The organism is Pseudomonas sp. GM18 (genome assembly GCF_000282195.1).
Taxonomy (GTDB): domain Bacteria; phylum Pseudomonadota; class Gammaproteobacteria; order Pseudomonadales; family Pseudomonadaceae; genus Aquipseudomonas.
In genome coordinates this window covers 34,054-51,928 of the sequence record NZ_AKJT01000080.1, presented here as the reverse complement: position 1 = coordinate 51,928, position 17,875 = coordinate 34,054, and the positions used below count along the sequence as shown (strand labels likewise).

General features: G+C 56.8%; 21 protein-coding genes and 1 tRNA gene. 11 read left to right on the top strand and 11 right to left on the bottom strand.

The features are described from left to right. The first annotated feature begins 39 nt into the window (after positions 1-39). The 6 genes from PMI21_RS07865 to PMI21_RS07890 all read left to right on the top strand — a co-directional run bounded on the left by PMI21_RS07865 (position 40) and on the right by PMI21_RS07890 (position 5,261). A complete protein-coding gene (locus PMI21_RS07865; protein ID WP_007940249.1) occupies positions 40-816 on the top strand; it encodes an ABC transporter substrate-binding protein in 777 nt (258 codons plus the stop codon). Between the two features lie 91 nt (positions 817-907). Then, entirely contained in the window at positions 908-1,597 is a 690-nt protein-coding gene (locus PMI21_RS07870) for an ABC transporter permease (protein WP_007940248.1), read from the top strand. 14 nt (positions 1,598-1,611) lie between these two features. Then, positions 1,612-2,310, top strand: a complete 699-nt coding sequence (locus PMI21_RS07875) for an ABC transporter permease (protein WP_007940246.1) — start codon at positions 1,612-1,614, stop codon at positions 2,308-2,310. A 9-nt stretch (positions 2,311-2,319) separates the two neighbouring features. After that, positions 2,320-3,432 carry a succinylglutamate desuccinylase/aspartoacylase family protein gene (locus tag PMI21_RS07880; protein ID WP_007940244.1) on the top strand — a complete coding sequence of 371 codons (1,113 nt, stop codon included), beginning with the start codon at positions 2,320-2,322 and terminating at the stop codon, positions 3,430-3,432. An 18-nt stretch (positions 3,433-3,450) separates the two neighbouring features. Then, positions 3,451-4,215: an ABC transporter ATP-binding protein gene (locus PMI21_RS07885; RefSeq protein ID WP_007940243.1), complete on the top strand. Its 765-nt coding sequence runs from the start codon at positions 3,451-3,453 to the stop codon at positions 4,213-4,215. Between the two features lie 137 nt (positions 4,216-4,352). After that, the gene (locus PMI21_RS07890) at positions 4,353-5,261 is read left to right on the top strand and encodes a MurR/RpiR family transcriptional regulator (protein WP_007940239.1); all 909 of its coding nucleotides are present in this window, start codon (positions 4,353-4,355) and stop codon (positions 5,259-5,261) included. A gap of 26 nt (positions 5,262-5,287) precedes the next feature. On the opposite strand, the gene PMI21_RS07895 is transcribed toward PMI21_RS07890, so the two are convergent. Further along, entirely contained in the window at positions 5,288-5,767 is a 480-nt protein-coding gene (locus PMI21_RS07895; RefSeq protein WP_007940236.1) for a hypothetical protein, read from the bottom strand. Between the two features lie 344 nt (positions 5,768-6,111). On the opposite strand from PMI21_RS07895, the gene PMI21_RS0128260 reads away from it, so the two are divergent. The 3 genes from PMI21_RS0128260 to PMI21_RS07905 all read left to right on the top strand — a co-directional run bounded on the left by PMI21_RS0128260 (position 6,112) and on the right by PMI21_RS07905 (position 8,497). Then, on the top strand, positions 6,112-6,318 hold the full coding sequence (locus PMI21_RS0128260; RefSeq protein WP_033064141.1) for a hypothetical protein: 207 nt from the start codon (positions 6,112-6,114) through the stop codon (positions 6,316-6,318). A gap of 126 nt (positions 6,319-6,444) precedes the next feature. After that, positions 6,445-7,071 carry a LysE family translocator gene (locus tag PMI21_RS07900; RefSeq protein ID WP_007940235.1) on the top strand — a complete coding sequence of 209 codons (627 nt, stop codon included), beginning with the start codon at positions 6,445-6,447 and terminating at the stop codon, positions 7,069-7,071. Positions 7,072-7,267: 196 nt separating this feature from the next. Further along, positions 7,268-8,497, top strand: coding sequence for a patatin-like phospholipase family protein (locus PMI21_RS07905; protein WP_007940234.1), 1,230 nt, complete (start codon positions 7,268-7,270; stop codon positions 8,495-8,497). Between the two features lie 328 nt (positions 8,498-8,825). Here PMI21_RS07905 and PMI21_RS07910 read toward each other — a convergent pair. From PMI21_RS07910 to thrS, 9 genes are all read right to left on the bottom strand, one after another. After that, positions 8,826-8,902: transfer RNA gene (locus PMI21_RS07910), tRNA-Pro, on the bottom strand. Between the two features lie 89 nt (positions 8,903-8,991). Then, a complete protein-coding gene (locus PMI21_RS07915; protein WP_003179985.1) occupies positions 8,992-9,348 on the bottom strand; it encodes a MerR family transcriptional regulator in 357 nt (118 codons plus the stop codon). Then, positions 9,329-9,631: an integration host factor subunit alpha gene (gene ihfA, locus PMI21_RS07920; protein ID WP_002553164.1), complete on the bottom strand. Its 303-nt coding sequence runs from the start codon at positions 9,629-9,631 to the stop codon at positions 9,329-9,331. Before ihfA ends, PMI21_RS07915 begins: the two co-directional genes overlap by 20 nt. 3 nt (positions 9,632-9,634) lie before the next feature. Beyond that, positions 9,635-12,016, bottom strand: a complete 2,382-nt coding sequence (gene pheT / locus PMI21_RS07925) for a phenylalanine--tRNA ligase subunit beta (protein ID WP_007940233.1) — start codon at positions 12,014-12,016, stop codon at positions 9,635-9,637. 26 nt (positions 12,017-12,042) lie between these two features. Then, positions 12,043-13,059, bottom strand: a complete 1,017-nt coding sequence (pheS, locus tag PMI21_RS07930; protein WP_007940232.1) for a phenylalanine--tRNA ligase subunit alpha — start codon at positions 13,057-13,059, stop codon at positions 12,043-12,045. A 109-nt stretch (positions 13,060-13,168) separates the two neighbouring features. After that, positions 13,169-13,525: a 50S ribosomal protein L20 gene (gene rplT / locus PMI21_RS07935; RefSeq protein WP_007905879.1), complete on the bottom strand. Its 357-nt coding sequence runs from the start codon at positions 13,523-13,525 to the stop codon at positions 13,169-13,171. A 28-nt stretch (positions 13,526-13,553) separates the two neighbouring features. Continuing rightward, entirely contained in the window at positions 13,554-13,748 is a 195-nt protein-coding gene (rpmI, locus tag PMI21_RS07940; RefSeq protein WP_002553160.1) for a 50S ribosomal protein L35, read from the bottom strand. A gap of 60 nt (positions 13,749-13,808) precedes the next feature. Then, positions 13,809-14,360, bottom strand: coding sequence for a translation initiation factor IF-3 (infC, locus tag PMI21_RS0128255; RefSeq protein ID WP_172435341.1), 552 nt, complete (start codon positions 14,358-14,360; stop codon positions 13,809-13,811). Beyond that, on the bottom strand, positions 14,360-16,282 hold the full coding sequence (gene thrS, locus PMI21_RS07945) for a threonine--tRNA ligase (protein WP_007940231.1): 1,923 nt from the start codon (positions 16,280-16,282) through the stop codon (positions 14,360-14,362). Before thrS ends, infC begins: the two co-directional genes overlap by 1 nt. A 372-nt stretch (positions 16,283-16,654) precedes the next feature. Here thrS and PMI21_RS07950 point away from each other — a divergent pair, with 372 nt between their 5' ends. Both PMI21_RS07950 and PMI21_RS07955 read left to right on the top strand, forming a co-directional pair. After that, the gene (locus PMI21_RS07950) at positions 16,655-16,957 is read left to right on the top strand and encodes a hypothetical protein (protein WP_007940230.1); all 303 of its coding nucleotides are present in this window, start codon (positions 16,655-16,657) and stop codon (positions 16,955-16,957) included. Between the two features lie 290 nt (positions 16,958-17,247). Then, entirely contained in the window at positions 17,248-17,460 is a 213-nt protein-coding gene (locus PMI21_RS07955; RefSeq protein WP_003179963.1) for a cold-shock protein, read from the top strand. A gap of 72 nt (positions 17,461-17,532) precedes the next feature. On the opposite strand, the gene PMI21_RS07960 is transcribed toward PMI21_RS07955, so the two are convergent. Beyond that, positions 17,533-17,850, bottom strand: coding sequence for an I78 family peptidase inhibitor (locus tag PMI21_RS07960; RefSeq protein ID WP_007940228.1), 318 nt, complete (start codon positions 17,848-17,850; stop codon positions 17,533-17,535). Between the last annotated feature and the right edge of the window lie 25 nt (positions 17,851-17,875).

Sequence of the window (17,875 nt, the reverse complement as noted above, 5' to 3'; positions counted from 1 at the left end):
CCCGTATCACCCCAACGCCCCATCCAAGGAGTCAACAATATGAACAAGACAGAACTTCTAGGTGCTCTGGCACTGTGCGCCGCAAGCTTGCTGGCACACGCCGACGAAGACAGCCTGCGTATCGGTATCGAAGCCGCCTACCCGCCCTTCTCCTTCAAGACGCCGGAGGGCAATGTCAGTGGTTTCGATTACGACATCGGCAACGCGCTGTGCGCAGAGATGAAGGTCAAATGCGAGTGGGTCATCCAGGAATTCGACGGCATGATCCCGTCGCTCAAAGTGCGCAAGATCGACGCTGTGCTGTCGTCGATGTCGATCACTGAAGACCGTATGAAGTCGGTCGACTTCAGCAAAAAGTACTACCACACGCCGGGCAAGTTCGCGATGAAGACCGGCAGCGTGATCAACGACCCGCTGGTCGATCTCAAAGGCAAGAAAGTCGGCGTGCAACGCGCCTCGACCTACGACCGTTTCGCCACCGAACAGCTTGCGCAAGCCGGCGTCGAAGTGGTCCGCTACGGCTCACAAAATGAAGCCTTCCTCGATCTGGCATCAGGTCGCCTGGACGCCACTCTCGCCGACATCGTCAATACCGATGAGAGCTTTATCAAAACTCCCATAGGTAAAGGTTTCGCTCTGGTTGGGCCGGACATCAACGACCCGAAATACTTCGGCAGAGGCGCCGGGATCGCGGTGCGTAAAGGCGACAGCGCGAACGTTGCACGCCTGAGCGCAGCGATTGATGCCATCCGCGCCAATGGCAAGTACCAGCAAGTGATGGCCAAGTACTTCGCCTTCGATATCTACGGCGAATAAGCCGTTACCCGAAACCCTGGCGCCGGCGCTTGCAGGTGCCACTTTTGGCTTGTCTCGCGCGCCTCCCGGCGCTCGTTTGAGGAACTTCATCATGCTTCACGGCTACGGATCGAGCATTCTCGATGGCGCCTGGCTGACCATTCATCTGGCCCTGACTTCCATGTCCATGGCGATTGCCCTGGGTCTGATCGGCGCCGCCTTTCGTTTGTCACCGTTTAAATGGCTGGCGGTGCTGGGCGAAGGTTATACAACCCTGATTCGCGGTATTCCTGACCTGGTGTTGATCCTGCTGATTTTCTACGGCGGCCAGGATCTGGTGAACCGCATTGCCCTCGCACTCGGTTACACCCGCTACATCGACATCAACCCCTTTATCGCCGGCGTCTGCACCATGGGCTTCATTTTTGGTGCCTACCTCTCGGAAACCTTTCGCGGCGCCTTTATGGCGATCCCTAAAGGTCAGGCCGAGGCCGGCGTGGCTTATGGCATGAGGGGCGCTCAGGTGTTCTGGCGGATTCTGGTGCCGCAGATGATTCGTTTCGCCATTCCGGGGTTCACCAACAACTGGTTGGTGCTGACCAAATCCACTGCGCTGATCTCGGTGATCGGGTTGCAGGACATGATGTTCAAAGCCAAAAACGCAGCGGACGCCACCCATGAGCCGTTCACGTTTTTCCTCGCGGTTGCCGCGCTCTACCTGATGCTGACCAGCGTGTCATTGCTGGTGCTGCGCTATCTGGAAAAACACTACTCGGTCGGCATCAAAGCCGCCGAACTGTGACGGGGAGCACATTCATGATTCTCGACTACAACCTGATCTGGGAAAACCTGCCGCTGTATCTCAATGGCGCCTTGTTGACCCTGAAAGTTCTGCTGATTTCCCTGGCCGTTGGCCTGGTGCTGGCGATTCCATTAGCGCTGATGCGCGTATCCCGATCGCCGCTAATCAGCTTCCCGGCCTGGCTCTACACCTATGTGATTCGCGGCACCCCGATGCTGGTGCAACTGTTCCTGATCTATTACGGGTTGGCGCAGTTCGAAGCGGTACGCCAAAGCGCGCTCTGGCCTTACCTGTCCAGCGCGACCTTTTGTGCCTGCCTGGCCTTCGCGATCAATACCAGCGCCTATAGCGCGGAACTGCTGGCCGGCAGTTTGAAAGCCACGGCCCACGGCGAGATCGAAGCCGCCAAGGCCATGGGCATGTCGCGCTTTACCTTGTACCGCCGCGTGCTCCTGCCGTCCGCCTTGCGCCGGGCACTGCCGCAATACAGCAACGAAGTGTTGATGATGCTGCAGACCACCAGCCTGGCGTCGATCGTCACCCTGGTCGACATCACCGGAGCCGCTCGTACGGTCAGTTCGCGGTTCTATCTGCCATTCGAGGCGTTCATTACCGCCGGCCTTATCTACCTGGCCCTGACCTTCATCCTGGTTCGTCTGTTCAAGCTGGCCGAGCGCCGCTGGCTGGCCTATCTGGCACCGCGCAAGCACTAAGGAGCTGTTATGGAGCACATTGAATACCTGTTGCCGTGGGGTGCCTCGGGCACAGAACGACGGCTGTCGCTGTTTCGTTTTGGCAGCGGGCCGCGCAAGGCCTATATCCAGGCCTCCCTGCATGCCGACGAGCTGCCGGGGATGCGCGTGGCGGTTGAACTTAAGCAGCGTCTGAGCGTGCTGGAAGAACAAGGTCGCCTGAATGGGGTCGTCGAGTTGGTGCCGATGGCCAACCCGATTGGCATCGCCCAGATGTTCCAGGCCACCCATCAAGGTCGTTTTGAGTTCTCCAGCGGGAAGAACTTCAATCGTGATTTTCCAGAGCTGGCCGAAGCTGTGGCGGCGCTGGTGAAAGGTCAACTGGGCGCCCACGCCGACGTCAACACCGGGCTGATCCGCCGCGCCATGGCCGATGTTCTCGCCGACATGCCACCGCCGACCTCGGAACTCGATGGCCTGCGCCGCCTGTTGCTTTCACATGCCTGTGACGCCGATGTGGTGCTGGACCTGCACTGCGATTTCGAGTCGATCATGCTGCTTTACGCCATGCCGCAACACTGGCCGCGCCTGCGCTCATTGGCCGCTCGACTGGGTGCCGGCGCCGCATTGCTGGCCGAGGATGCGGGTGGCAGTGCCTTTGATGAAGCCTGCGCGATTCCCTGGTTGCGTCTGGCCGAACTCTTTCCTGAAGCCGATATTTCTTTGGCCTGTGTGGCGACCACCATTGAACTGCGCGGTATGGCCGACACCGAACGCGAGCCCTGCATCGACAGCGCGCAGGCCATTCTCGGCTATCTCGCCGAGCAAGGCCTGATCAGCGGTGACTGGCCGGCCGCGCCACCGACCGAGTGTGAAGCGACGCCATTCGCCGGCGCGCAGTACGCCTATGCGCCGCACCCCGGCGTGGTGAGTTTTCTGCAACCGCTGGGTGCCCGGGTCAGGGTCGGCGACCCGCTGTTCGAAGTGATTGATCCGCTGACCGATCGCCACAGCATCGTGCGCGCCAGCACCGACGGCATCCTCTATGCCCGTGAACGTCTGCGCTTTGCCCAGCCCGGTTTGTGGCTGGCCAAAGTGGCCGGTACTCGCCCTATTCGCCAAGGCCGCTTGCTCAGCGACTGATTCCAGAGAGTTGAAACCATGTACAAACTTGAAATTCAGGATCTTCACAAAAGCTACGGCACCCACGAAGTGCTCAAGGGCGTATCCCTGGAGGCGAAGGCCGGTGACGTGATCAGCATCATCGGCTCCAGCGGCTCCGGCAAAAGCACCTTCCTGCGGTGCATCAACCTGCTGGAACAGCCCAACGCCGGCAACATCGTGCTCAATGGCGAACAGCTCAAGCTGGTGACCAACAAACTCGGCGGGCTCAAGGCTGCCGAGCCCAAACAGTTACAACGCATGCGTTCGCGACTGTCGATGGTGTTTCAGCATTTCAACCTCTGGTCGCACATGAGCGCCCTTGAAAACGTCATGGAGGCCCCGGTGCATGTGCTGGGCATGAACAAGAAAGAAGCGCGGGAAAAGGCCGAGCATTACCTGAACAAAGTCGGCGTGGCGCACCGCATGAATGCCTGGCCGGCGCATATGTCGGGGGGTGAGCAGCAACGCGTGGCGATTGCCCGGGCGCTGGCCATGGAGCCGGAAGTGATGCTGTTCGACGAGCCCACTTCGGCGCTCGACCCCGAGCTGGTCGGTGAAGTGCTGAAAGTCATGCAGGATCTTGCGCTGGAGGGCCGGACCATGGTGGTCGTGACCCACGAAATGGGCTTTGCCCGCGAGGTCTCGAACCAGCTGGTATTCCTGCACAAGGGCCTGGTCGAAGAGCGCGGCAACCCGCGTGAAGTGCTGGTCAAGCCACAGTCCGAGCGCCTTCGGCAGTTTCTGGCCGGCAGCTTGAAATAGCCCACCCGCCCGCTCACCGCCCCCAGGTTCAGCACTGCACACCAAGGGGCGGCTTCGGATACACTCCAGCCAACTTATGCCCGCGCCCGCCCCAGCCCCAGCCCCATCTCCAACCCTCAGGAACTGTAGAGCCGGATATGCCAACCCCTTCGAAAGACACCACGGTCTATGCCGCGCCGGTGATGCGCAAACTGGCGGAAATCGTTTCCGATCTACAGCCTTCACTGCGCAAGGTGGCGGATTTTATCCTGCGTCACCCGCTAAGGGCCGCGACACTGACCATCGAAGAAATGGCGCATGAAACATCCACCTCGCCGGCCGCGGTCAATCGTCTGGCCAAGGCGCTGAACCTGGGTGGCTACACCGGCATGAAGGCCGAGCTGGTCGCGACGTTGCAGCAGATGGTGTCGCCGGTCGACAAACTGCGCAACGAACTGGCGCATCGTCCCGGCGGTGCATTTGGCCTGCATGAGCAAATCCAGAGCGCCACCAGCAACCTCGCCACGGCAGCCACCAACAACCACGCCGACACCTTTGAAGCGTTTGTCACCCGCCTGATCGAAGCGCGCAAAATTTACATCCTGGGCTTTGGCAACAGCGTCTACTTCGCCGGCCTCGCCGCCTCGACCCTGATGCCCTTCTGTGCGGACGCCACCGCCATCAGCATGGAGGGCGGCAACGAAAACGCCGCGTACCGCCTGGCCGCCATCACCGATCAGGATGTGTTGCTGGCGATCTCCCTGCCACGCTATTCCCTCGACACCCTGCAACTCGCACGCTTCGCCAATGAGCGCGGCGCCTCGGTGCTGGCGATCACCGATTCACCCGCATCGCCGCTCACCAGCATTGCCGAACACGTGCTGTTTGCCCCCGCCGACCATCCGGTAATGACCAGCTCCAACATCGCCGTGCTCGCCTTGATCGAAGGATTGGTGGCGGGCGTGATGGCGCGCAATAAAGAAGCCGTCAAGCTGGCGACCGAGCTGACCGAGAGCGTGATGTCTTATTTGCATATTCCTGCCAGTAGTAAATCGTCGAAGAAGTGATGGCTGTTGGCAAGATTGGAGTTTCCCTAGAATCGCACGCCCGTGGTGACCATGACCGCGTTGAAGCCGAGCAATACCAGCTCCGCTGCTACCGGCCCGTAATGAACTCCCAGTGACGGAATGATCGCCGGTGCGACTCCGAAGCGATTGAGCGGGATTTTGTCCTGATATTTACCGTGATAGCCCTCAACTACACCGCCGGTCAGTTTTATATACACCGGGTAGTCCGCACTTTCGTAGCGCTGACCGGCATAGGCGTAATAGGAGCGCTGGCTGAACGAGTTGCGAAAAGTCGCCCCGCCAAACAACCAGCCGGATGCTTCTTCCCTCTCCAGTCCAATCAAATCCTGATTGTTATTGTGCTCGGGGTCCGGTGAGTAGTGCCGGGTGTAGACGCTGGCTTGCAGGTACCAGGAACCCTGGTTCTTTTGAGACGCGTCGTCCTGAGCCAGTGCATGGGCGGTTTGGGCCATCAGCAGCAGCCCGCAGATCCATAATTCTTTCATCAAGCGGCCCCCTGGGAGGCAATTGGGCTGACGCCGGAGAGCGTGCCTATATCTTGGGTGTGCTCCCTGCAGACGAAACGTAAGCCTAGTCGGTCTAAACGGAACATCCCAGGTAAAACCGGAACGCTGGCGGTACGAGAAGTGTTTCGTCACTGCTCCAGTCGCGGAATCCTTCGAGGGCTATGGCAATCAACCAGCGTATGATTGCGGAAGCTGCTCAAGAGCGGAAAAACAGCCTTGTTGGCGTTATAGGCTCAACGGACAAGATCAAATATGTATTCTGGTGGCCGATACTCTTGAGCTAGCAACTGAAGGCAAGTACTGCCCTGCAGAAAGGTTACTCGATGCTGAAGAAACAACCAGAAAGCAAAGTAGCGACTGCTGCTGATATTGAGCGCTCCATCCAGGCCCTGAACAAAATGGCAGAACGCCTTTGGGGTGATGGCCGGGAAGCTGAGGCGAAGGCCCTCCTTGATGCCTTGGACGCACTAAACCGGGCACTTGATCGGATCCGGATTGGAGAGAGTCGAAGGATTTCGACTCTGCATTAAGACGCACGGGTCAATCGGCGGTTGAAGTTATTCTCAAATGCAGTGGCTTTGACTTTGCAGCCTGGTACGAGCACATTCTGGTGCTACGTGAGGATGGATGCCTCGGTGAGGCTTAAGGAGAATGCCGTGTTTCCGATCAATATCTGGCTTGCCTATACTGCCGCGTGCTTTCTATTGGTGCTCGCACCAGGCCCGGATAATCTGCTGGCCGTAGGCCGAGGACTCAGCCAGGGCAAGATAGCCGCTATCGTGTCGGGGATGGCATCTGGGGCGGGAATTCTCTTTCATGTGGCAACCGCTTCGCTAGGACTGACTTTGCTGATGCAGACGTCCGCCGTTGCCTTCTGGGTCATCAAGCTTATCGGCGCCGGCTATTTGCTTTGGCTTGGCATAAAAGTCCTGCGCTCTCGTAGCCTGATCAGCTTCCAGCCAGCGACTCGGCAATCACTGCCGAGTATTTTCCTCACTGGATTACTCTCGGCGGCACTCAATCCGAAGCCTGGGTTTTTCGTCCTTGCGTTCATCCCGCAGTTCGTCGACCCACAACGCGGCTCAGTGAGCGTGCAGATGCTGGTGTACGGCATATGGTTCGCCGCACTTACGGCAGTGGGATTCGCACTTATGGGCGTATTTGCCACTGTACTGTCCCGATTTTTGCGTCAGAGACCACGGCTGGTAAATGGCCTGAACGTAGGGGCAGGACTCACCTTCGTCGCTTCGGGAGTATCGATAGCGGCGCTCAGCCAAAAATAGGATCAATGTATTGGCGTTGCGGGGCTGAAATTCCAGCCCCGCTGAGTCTCTGTGATTATGTAGCTGATGACTTTAAGACTTATCTTTCAGGGTTGAGTGAGTTTTCAACTCTTCGTCAATAACTCCATATCCTCATCATTTTTGCCTAAGCTAACCTTGAGATTCATGGGATGCGTCAGCTACAGGAGGTGGTGCGATGCTCGAATCGTCCGATCCGTCCGAATATCGAATTTTATCCCTAGATGGAGGCGGGACTTGGGCACTTATCCAAGTCATGGCTCTTCAGAGTATCTACGGCCCTGACGCGAAAGGGCACGACGTGCTTTCGCACTTCCATTTGGTAGCAGCAAACTCTGGGGGCTCTCTCACCCTCGGAGGGATGCTGGAAAACCTGAGTCTCGACCAAATCCTGAATCAGTATTTTCTCGCAAAAAATAGCCGGGAGCAGATTTTCGTCAAAGCATCATTTTTTGAGGATCCGCTCAACGTTACGCTCCACAAGCTTTTCGGCTTCGGGGCAAGATATCGGGCCTCTGCAAAACTAACTGGCTTGCAACACCTCCTTCCGAGGACTGGAGGAGAGAAGCTGGAAGATCTCCCGAACCTGTTTGAGAACCCGAGCAAGTGCCCGGACATCGTTATCTGTACATTCGACTACCAAGCACAACGAGCGCGCTATTTCCGATCCAACCTAAACAGCAAAGCTGCCAGCGGGAGTCGCCCCCTTCGTGTCACGCTTGCAGAAGCCATTCATGCGTCTACCAATGCTCCTGTAAATTTCTTCGATGCACCGGCCATAGCTAATGGAAGACAGTACTGGGATGGAGGTGTTGCCGGCCTTAACAATCCAATTCTTGCTGCTGTTACAGAAGCGCTTGCGAATGACAATAAGAGAGAAGATATACGTGCACTGAGTATCGGAACAGCTACCTCCGGTTTTCTCCCTTTCGCTAGTCCTGGAGAGGACTCCAGACTGACCCAACCGATCACGAAACCAAGTGTTAAAAATGACCTTCGAAAACTTGCCACTAGTGTCGTCGATGATCCACCCGATGCGGCCACATTTATCGCACACGTCGCCTTAGGCCAACCAATTCCGAAAAATAGAGATAGTCCACCAGTCACTGGTAACTTGATTCGAATGAATCCTCTAATCAGACCTGCGCCTGGAGCACATCCTAATACTTGGGCGCCACCGAAATTATTTACCGCTGACGACTTCAAGGCTCTCGCAGATCTAGAATTGGATGCAGTAGAAGAATCAGAAGTGAACCTAATCCAGCGTTTAGCAATGGGCTGGATCGCAGGTGATTTCCCGAACCAGCCTATACGAATGGACCCCAGCACGCTTAGCTGTGAGATTGGGCATATTACATTCGCCGCTGCGCATATAGCATGGAGAAAGCTTTGCCCTGGCCCCCCTTAGTGCTTTTTCAAAATCACCACAGTCGAATGTATTTGATCTGTAACTGGCTCGAGAGCCCTCGATTGCTTTCTTGGCGCGCTTGCTGGGGAAGAATGCGAACTGCAGCCTTCAGAGAAAAGGTGGCCGGATGCTGGGGGGTTACTGATGCCCATAGCAATCACGGTCTGTGTCTGCTTCTGGGGCGCTAGCGCACTCATCTACAAGACGGTGAATCCATGATCCCAATCTGGAAAGAGGAAGCAGGCGTGAGAAATCGAGAAGTCACGCAAATGTCACGCGCATGAAAAAGGCCAATGCTGTGAACATTGGCCTAAATCATTGAAAAATATGGTCGGGACGGAGTGATTCGAACACTCGACCCCTAGCACCCCATGCTAGTGCGCTACCGGACTGCGCTACGCCCCGACTAGGCGTTGACTCTGTCCCTCATCTCGAGGAACGCTCAAGAATATATCGCAAGCTTTTGAAAACTGGAAGTATTTAAAAGCAGGAATTTATTTCTTGAGGACCACCAGAACATCTTCCAGCTCGGCGATCATCTGGCGGATCATTTGTTTGTATTGGGTGGTGTCGTCTTTGGCTTCATCGCCGGACAAACGCAAGCGTGCGCCGCCGATGGTGAACCCCTGATCGTAAAGAAGCGCGCGGATCTGCCGGATCATCAGCACGTCCTGGCGCTGATAATACCGGCGGTTTCCGCGGCGTTTGACGGGGTTGAGTTGAGGAAACTCCTGCTCCCAGTAGCGCAGCACGTGTGGTTTTACCGCACACAGCTCGCTGACTTCACCAATGGTGAAGTAGCGTTTGCCCGGGATGACGGGTAGTTCGTCGTTATGACTTGGTTCCAGCATAAGCCTCAACTCGGGCCTTCAACTTCTGCCCTGGACGAAAGGTGACCACACGGCGAGCCGTGATCGGGATTTCTTCTCCCGTTTTCGGATTGCGGCCAGGCCGCTGGCGTTTGTCCCGAAGGTCGAAATTGCCGAAACCGGACAATTTGACTTGTTCGTTGTCTTCGAGCGCGTGCCTGATTTCTTCGAAAAACAGTTCGACCAATTCCTTGGCCTCCCGCTTGTTCAGGCCCAGCTCTTCGTACAGACGTTCCGCCATCTCAGCTTTCGTCAAAGCCCCCATACGTCACTTCCTTAACGTGGCGTTCAACCTTTGTTCGAGCGAGGTGAGGATGTTTTGCGTCGTGGAATTCACCTCATCGTCATTAAGAGTGCGCGATGGATGCTGCCAGGTCAAGCCAACTGCAAGGCTTTTTCTATGCGGATCAATGCCTTTACCCTGATACACGTCAAATAGCCTGAGGTCCGTTAGCCATTCGCCTGCATTTTCACGGATTACGTCCAGTACGGCAGTGGCCGCAACGTCTGTGTCCGCCAGCAGTGCAAGGTCACGACGCACTTCAGGAAAGCGCGATAACTCCTGGAATTTAGGCATTTTACCCGAAGCCACTTCGGCCAGAACCAGCTCGAAAACGAAGACCGGACGGTCGAGACCGAGGGTTTTCGACAATTCAGGGTGGATAGCACCAACGTAGCCGACCAGGCGACCATCACGCTCGACGCGCGCGGTTTGACCCGGGTGCAACGCAGGGTGTTTACCCGGCACGAACGTGAACGCATCCAGTGCACCGGCGAAGCCCAACACCGCTTCCACATCGGCTTTGACGTCGAAGAAATCCACGACATCGCGACCTTGCGCCCAGCCTTCCGGCAGACGGCTACCGCACACCACACCGGCCAGCATCGGCTCTTGCTTCAGGCCTTCCAGTTGACCGACAAAACGCAAGCCGCTTTCGAACAGACGGACACGATCCTGCTGGCGGTTCAGGTTGTGCTGAAGCGCCTTGACCAGACCCGGCCACAGGGACGAACGCATGGCAGCCATGTCGTTGGAAATCGGGTTGGCCAGCAGCAGCGGCTCGACACCCGGATTAAACAACTCGAACTGTTTCGGATCGATGAAGCTGTAGGTGATCGCTTCCTGATAACCACGGGCCACCAGCAGACGACGCAGTTCAGGCAGATCGCTGCGCGCTTCAGCCTTGGCTTGTGGCGCCAGACGGGCTTGCGGGTAGCGAACCGGCAGACGGTTGTAACCGTATAGACGGGCCAGTTCTTCGATCAGGTCGACTTCCAGGCTGATATCGAAACGGAAGCTTGGCACTTCAACGCGCCACTGCCCTGCCCCATCGGCAGTAATGGTCAGGCCCAAAGCGCTGAGCAGACGCTCGACTTCGGCCGAATCCATTTCCATGCCCAGCATCTGGGTGATGCGCTGGGCACGCAGGGTGATCGGCGCGATCGACGGCAAATGCTGTTCGCTGACGGTTTCAACAATCGGGCCGGCTTCGCCACCGGTGATTTCCAGCAGCAGGCCAGTGGCGCGCTCCATGGCTTCACGGGCCAGCTTCCAGTCCACGCCACGCTCGTAGCGGTGCGAAGCGTCGGTGTGCAGGCCGTAGGAACGAGCCTTGCCAGCGACGGCAATCTGGTCGAAGAACGCGCTTTCCAGGAAAATATCGCGCGTGGTCGCGGTGTTGACGCCGCTGTGCTCGCCCCCCATGACGCCGGCGATAGCCAAGGCGCGAGTGTGGTCGGCGATCACCAGCGTATCGCTACGCAGGCTGACTTCCTGACCGTCGAGCAGCACCAGCTTCTCGCCATCTTCGGCCATGCGCACGCGGATGCCGCCATTGATTTCGGCGAGATCGAACGCGTGCAGCGGCTGACCCAGTTCCAGCATCACGTAGTTGGTGATGTCGACGGCGGCGTCGATGCTGCGCACGTCGGCGCGACGCAGGCGCTCAACCATCCACAGTGGCGTAGGTTTGGACAGGTCAACGTTACGGATCACGCGACCCAGGTAACGCGGGCAAGCGTTTGGCGCCAACACTTCGATCGAACGCACTTCGTCGTGCACGGCAGGAACGCTGGCAATGGCCGGACGCACCACCGGGGCGGCATAAAGCGCACCGACTTCGCGGGCCAGACCGGCCAGGGACAGGCAATCGCCGCGGTTCGGGGTCAGGTCGACCTCGATGCTGGCGTCGTCCAGGTTCAGGTATTCACGAATGTCCTGACCGACCGGCGCATCGGCCGGCAATTCCATCAGGCCGTCGTTGCCTTCGCCAATTTGCAGTTCAGCCTGGGAGCACAGCATGCCGTTGGATTCAACGCCACGCAGCTTGGCTTTCTTGATTTTGAAATCGCCTGGCAGTTCGGCACCGATCATGGCGAACGGGATCTTCAGGCCAGGGCGCACGTTTGGCGCACCGCACACAACCTGGAAGGTCTCCGCGCCACTGCTGACCTGGCAAACGCGCAGCTTGTCGGCGTCCGGGTGTTGCTCGGTGCTCAGTACCTCGCCCACCACCACGCCACTGAATTCACCGGCGGCCGGCGTAACGCTATCGACCTCAAGACCGGCCATCGACAGACGAGCAACCAGCTCGTCGCGATTTACCTGCGGGCTTACCCAGCCACGCAGCCATTGTTCACTGAATTTCATCCTGCTCTCCTAAGAATTCGTTACGACTAGCGAAATTGCGCGAGGAACCGCAAGTCGTTGTCGAAGAACAGACGCAAGTCGTTCACGCCGTAACGCAGCATGGCCAGACGCTCAACGCCCATGCCGAAGGCAAAGCCCGAAAACTCTTCCGGGTCGATCCCGGACATACGCAGCACGTTCGGGTGAACCATGCCGCAGCCCATGACTTCCAGCCAGCCAGTCTGCTTGCAGACACGGCAGCCTTTACCGCTGCACATCACGCATTCCATGTCGACTTCAGCGGATGGCTCTGTGAACGGGAAGTACGAAGGACGGAAACGCACGGCCAGTTCTTTTTCGAAGAACACGCGCAGGAACTCTTCGATGGTCCCTTTCAGGTCGGCGAAGTTGATATCGCGGTCGACCAACAGGCCTTCGACCTGGTGGAACATCGGCGAGTGGGTGATATCGGAGTCGCTACGGTACACACGGCCTGGGCAGACGATGCGGATCGGAGGCTGTTTCGATTCCATGGTGCGGACCTGTACCGGCGAGGTATGGGTGCGCAGCAACATGTTGGCATTGAAATAGAAGGTGTCATGCATCGACCGGGCCGGGTGATGGCCTGGGATGTTGAGCGCTTCGAAGTTGTGGTAATCGTCTTCAACCTCAGGGCCTTCGGCTATGCCGTAGCCGATGTGGGTGAAGAACTGCTCGATACGTTCCAGAGTCCGGGTAACCGGATGCAGACCGCCTGAGGTCTGGCCGCGGCCAGGCAGGGTCACGTCAATGGATTCGGCGGCGAGCTTGGCCGCAAGATCGGCCTCCTCGAACAACGCCTTGCGCGCATTGAGAACCTCTGTGACACGCTCCTTGGCAACGTTGATCAGCGCGCCGACTTGCGGACGCTCTTCTGCCGGCAAATTCCCCAGGGTCTTCATCACCTGAGTCAATTCACCCTTTTTGCCAAGGTAGTGAACCCGGATTTGCTCCAGGGCATTGATATCTTCAGCGCTTTGCACAGCCTCTAGTGCTTGAGAGACGAGCGCATCCAGGTTTTCCATGTACAGACTCCAGATACAAAATAGGGGAAGAGCTTGAAGGCTCTTCCCCTATTTATGACGTTTAACACCTGGCCCCACAGAGGTGAGGCCGGGTGACTGTCGGGGGTACTTAAGCCAAGGTGGCTTTAGCTTTCTCGACAATCGCAGCAAACGCCGCTTTTTCGTTCACTGCCAGATCAGCCAGAACCTTACGGTCGATCTCGATGGACGCTTTTTTCAGGCCGGCGATGAAACGGCTGTAGGACAGACCGTTGATACGTGCACCAGCGTTGATACGAGCGATCCACAGAGCGCGGAACTGACGTTTTTTCTGACGACGGTCACGGTAGGCGTATTGGCCTGCCTTGATTACCGCTTGCTTGGCAACACGGAATACGCGCGAGCGAGCGCCGTAGTAGCCTTTAGCAAGTTTCAGAATTTTTTTGTGACGTTTACGGGCAATGACGCCACGCTTTACACGAGCCATGAGTTACTTCCTCTATTCTTGACTAAAATTAACGAAGGCGCAGCATGCGCTCGACTTTTGCCACGTCAGACGGATGCAGCAAGCTGCTACCGCGCAGTTGACGCTTACGCTTGGTCGACATTTTAGTCAGGATGTGGCTCTTGAAAGCGTGCTTGTGCTTGATACCGTTAGCAGTTTTCAAAAACCGCTTAGCAGCACCACTTTTCGTTTTCATTTTTGGCATGTTCGGATACTCCGCATTCAGTTGATAAACATAATCAGAAGGCCTGCCGTGCCCTGTTGATTACTTCTTCTTTTTCGGGGCGATGACCATGATCAGCTGGCGTCCTTCCATCTTAGGATGCTGTTCGACCGAACCGTACTCGAGCAAGTCACCTTCAACTCGCTTGAGGAGTTCCATCCCCAGCTCCTGGTGGGCCATCTCACGGCCGCGGAATCGCAAGGATACCTTGGCCCTGTCCCCGTCACTCAGGAAACGTACCAGGTTGCGCAGTTTTACCTGGTAATCCCCTTCCTCCGTCCCTGGACGAAACTTGATTTCTTTAACCTGAATCTGCTTCTGGTTTTTCTTGGCCGCAGCAATCTGCTTCTTCTTTTCGAAGATCGATTTGCCGTAGTCCATCAGTTTGCAAACAGGGGGTACTGCATCGGCGGAAATTTCCACCAAATCCAGCTTGGCCTCTTCAGCCTTAAGAAGCGCGTCTTCAATTGACACAATCCCAAGCTGTTCACCTTCAGCCCCAATTAACCGAACCTCGCGTGCCGAGATATTCTCGTTGATCGGGGCTTTCGGTGCAGCTCGTTTATCTTGTCTCATTTCACGCTTAATAATAATTACTCCGAATCTGGGCGACCACGCCGGGAAACCGCTTGCGCGAGAAACTCAGCGAACTGGGCGACGGGCATCGAGCCCAGGTCAGCACCTTCACGAGTACGCACAGCGACAGTCTGCATCTCGACTTCCCGATCTCCGATAACCAAGAGATAGGGAACCTTGAGCAAAGTATGCTCGCGGATTTTAAAGCCGATCTTTTCATTTCTCAAGTCAGACTTGGCACGAAATCCGCTTTCGTTGAGAGTTTTTTCAACCTCGGCGGCAAAATCGGCTTGTTTATCAGTGATATTCATAATCACTGCCTGGGTCGGCGCCAGCCACGCAGGGAATGCACCCTCGTAGTGCTCGATCAGAATTCCGACGAAGCGCTCGAAGGAACCCAGGATCGCCCGGTGCAACATCACCGGGTGCTTGCGACTGTTGTCTTCGGAGACGTATTCGGCTCCCAGACGGACAGGCAGGTTAAAATCGAGCTGAAGGGTACCACACTGCCAGACACGGCCGAGGCAATCTTTCAGCGAGAACTCGATCTTCGGACCGTAGAACGCACCCTCGCCCGGCTGCAGATCGTACGGCAGGCCCGCGCTATCAAGGGCTGCAGCCAATGCCGCTTCGGCGCGATCCCACAACTCGTCGGAACCGACGCGTTTTTCCGGACGAGTGGACAGCTTCATTTCGACTTCTTTAAAGCCGAAGTCGGCGTAGACGTCCATGGTCAGCTTGATGAACGCAGCGGATTCGGCCTGCATCTGCTCTTCAGTACAGAAGATGTGAGCATCGTCCTGAGTGAAGGCGCGAACGCGCATGATGCCGTGCAACGCACCCGATGGCTCGTTACGGTGGCAGGCACCGAACTCGGCCAGACGCATCGGCAACTCGCGGTAGCTTTTCAGGCCCTGATTGAACACCTGCACGTGGCACGGGCAGTTCATCGGCTTGATGGCGTAGTCGCGGTTTTCCGACTGAGTGGTAAACATGTTGTCGGCGTAGTTGGCCCAGTGCCCGGATTTCTCCCACAGGCTGCGGTCAACGACTTGTGGAGTCTTGATCTCCAGGTAACCGTTGTCGCGCTGAACCTTGCGCATGTACTGCTCGAGCACCTGGTACAGAGTCCAGCCGTTCGGGTGCCAGAACACCATGCCCGGCGACTCTTCCTGGGTGTGGAACAGGCCCAGACGCTTGCCGATCTTGCGGTGATCGCGCTTTTCAGCTTCTTCGATGCGCTGGATGTAAGCCGCCAGCTGCTTCTTGTCCGCCCATGCGGTGCCGTAAACGCGCTGCAATTGCTCGTTCTTGGCATCGCCACGCCAGTAGGCGCCGGACAGCTTGGTCAGCTTGAAGGATTTCAGGAAGCGCGTGTTCGGCACGTGCGGACCGCGGCACATGTCGACGTATTCTTCGTGATAGTACAGGCCCATGGCCTGCTCGTTCGGCATGTCTTCGACCAGGCGCAGTTTGTAGTCTTCGCCACGAGCCTTGAACACTTCGATCACTTCGGCGCGCGGAGTGACTTTCTTGATCACGTCGTAATCTTTTTCGATCAGCTGCTGCATACGCTGTTCGATGGCGGCCAGGTCGTCGGGCGTGAAAGGACGCTCGAAGGCGATATCGTAATAGAAGCCTTCTTCGATGACCGGACCGATGACCATCTTGGCCGTCGGGTACAGCTGCTTGACCGCGTGGCCAACCAGGTGGGCGCAAGAGTGGCGAATGATCTCCAGCCCCTCTTCATCCTTTGGCGTAATGATTTGCAGCGAAGAATCGCTGTCGATGATGTCGCTGGCGTCGACCAGCTTGCCATTGACCTTGCCGGCTACGGTGGCCTTGGCCAGGCCTGCACCGATAGATGCGGCGACCTCGGCTACGGAAACCGGGTGATCGAATGAACGTTGACTGCCGTCGGGAAGAGTAATAGTTGGCATGGCGCCTCCTCTCCTAGTGGTGACCCCTACCAAAGGTCACGTGGGTTGGGATGAGCCAGTACAAGATCCGATCCAGGCCATTCAATGACGAACGCCTGCCTTACAGCGGCAGGAGCCTTGCGGCCAACCGGAAAACCGAACCAGAGTGACTGGGATTCAAATCAGGGTTATTCGCGCATTTGCCGCTGCCGGGACGGAAGGTCATCCGGAGCCTGCAAACACCCGAGCTGGGCATGCTAGCACAGATGAACGGTCGTCGATGCACCGAGGTTTTCTGCTGGGGCAAATCAGGCTTTTTATGCCAGAGTGCTGAACTTGAACCCCACGTCACCCATCAGATAAAAGACATTGACCCGAAAGGAGCATCTCAGCATGCGTCTGAATCGTTTATTCGCAGTAGTCGCACCCCTCGTCCTGTTGCTACCGCTGGCCGCCCACGCCGACTGGCCAAAGGGCGAGCGTGAGAAGTACATGGCTCAGTGCACACAAGCGGCTTCCCCTCAGATCGGCGCTGCGGCTGCCAAGTCTCACTGCGCTTGCGGTGCCGATGCGATCAAATCGTACCCGGCCAGCGACATTCAGTCGTTGATGGACAACAAGGCCAGCCCGGAACTGCAACAGAAGGCACTGGGCCAGATCGCCAAATGCAAGGCCAACGCACCGGCTAAAAAGTGAGGAAAAAGTCCTTTTGACTCGGCCCAACGCTGATAAAAAGTGATGGATTTCAGCTTTTTCGTACGATTTATGCAGGTTTTACAGCTTTTTTTATTGTCTTTACTTTCGGCTGAAAGCCTTTTAAAACGGGGCTTTCAGCCACACAAAGCAACAAAGAGAACGCGACTGTAGGGCAAACAGCACGTCCGGGGGGCTCCCAAAGCGAACATTTCGACTATGATACTCCGGTGTGCCCAGTTGGCCTGAGCAGCACAGTACTACTGAAAATATATGTTTCTTGGAGATACACCATGTCTAATCGCCAAACCGGCACCGTTAAATGGTTCAACGATGAAAAAGGCTTCGGCTTCATCACTCCTCAAGGTGGCGGTGACGACCTGTTCGTACACTTCAAAGCTATCGAAAGCGACGGTTTCAAAAGCCTGAAAGAAGGCCAAACCGTTTCCTTCGTGGCTGAGAAAGGCCAAAAGGGTATGCAAGCTGCACAAGTTCGCCCAGAGTAATTTTCTGGCGCACTAAAAAAACCCCGTCCATGTGACGGGGTTTTTTATGGGCGAAACAAAAGCCTGAAGCAATCAGCCGCAGTTGACGCGAGTGACCACCAGGCTGTTATCGGTGTTCAGGTTCAGGCGGTCTGAGCGGTATTCCAGGGTCACCATGTCATCAGGCTTGAGGAACCGGGCATTCTGCGCGCCTGCACGGGTACGTGCCTGCTCCAGCAATTGGGGCGAAGCCTTTTTGCCAATGGTGAATTCGGCAGCCTTTGCTTCACAACGGCTGTGGCCGGTATCGGTCGCCACAGGGTCCTTTGCCGACTCGGTGGACGTACTGCTGCAACCGGCCAGCAGAGTGGCGGCCAACAACGCACCCAATGACGCGAGCTTCCAAGGCATGAAGCCTCCTTTTTTCAAAAATTAA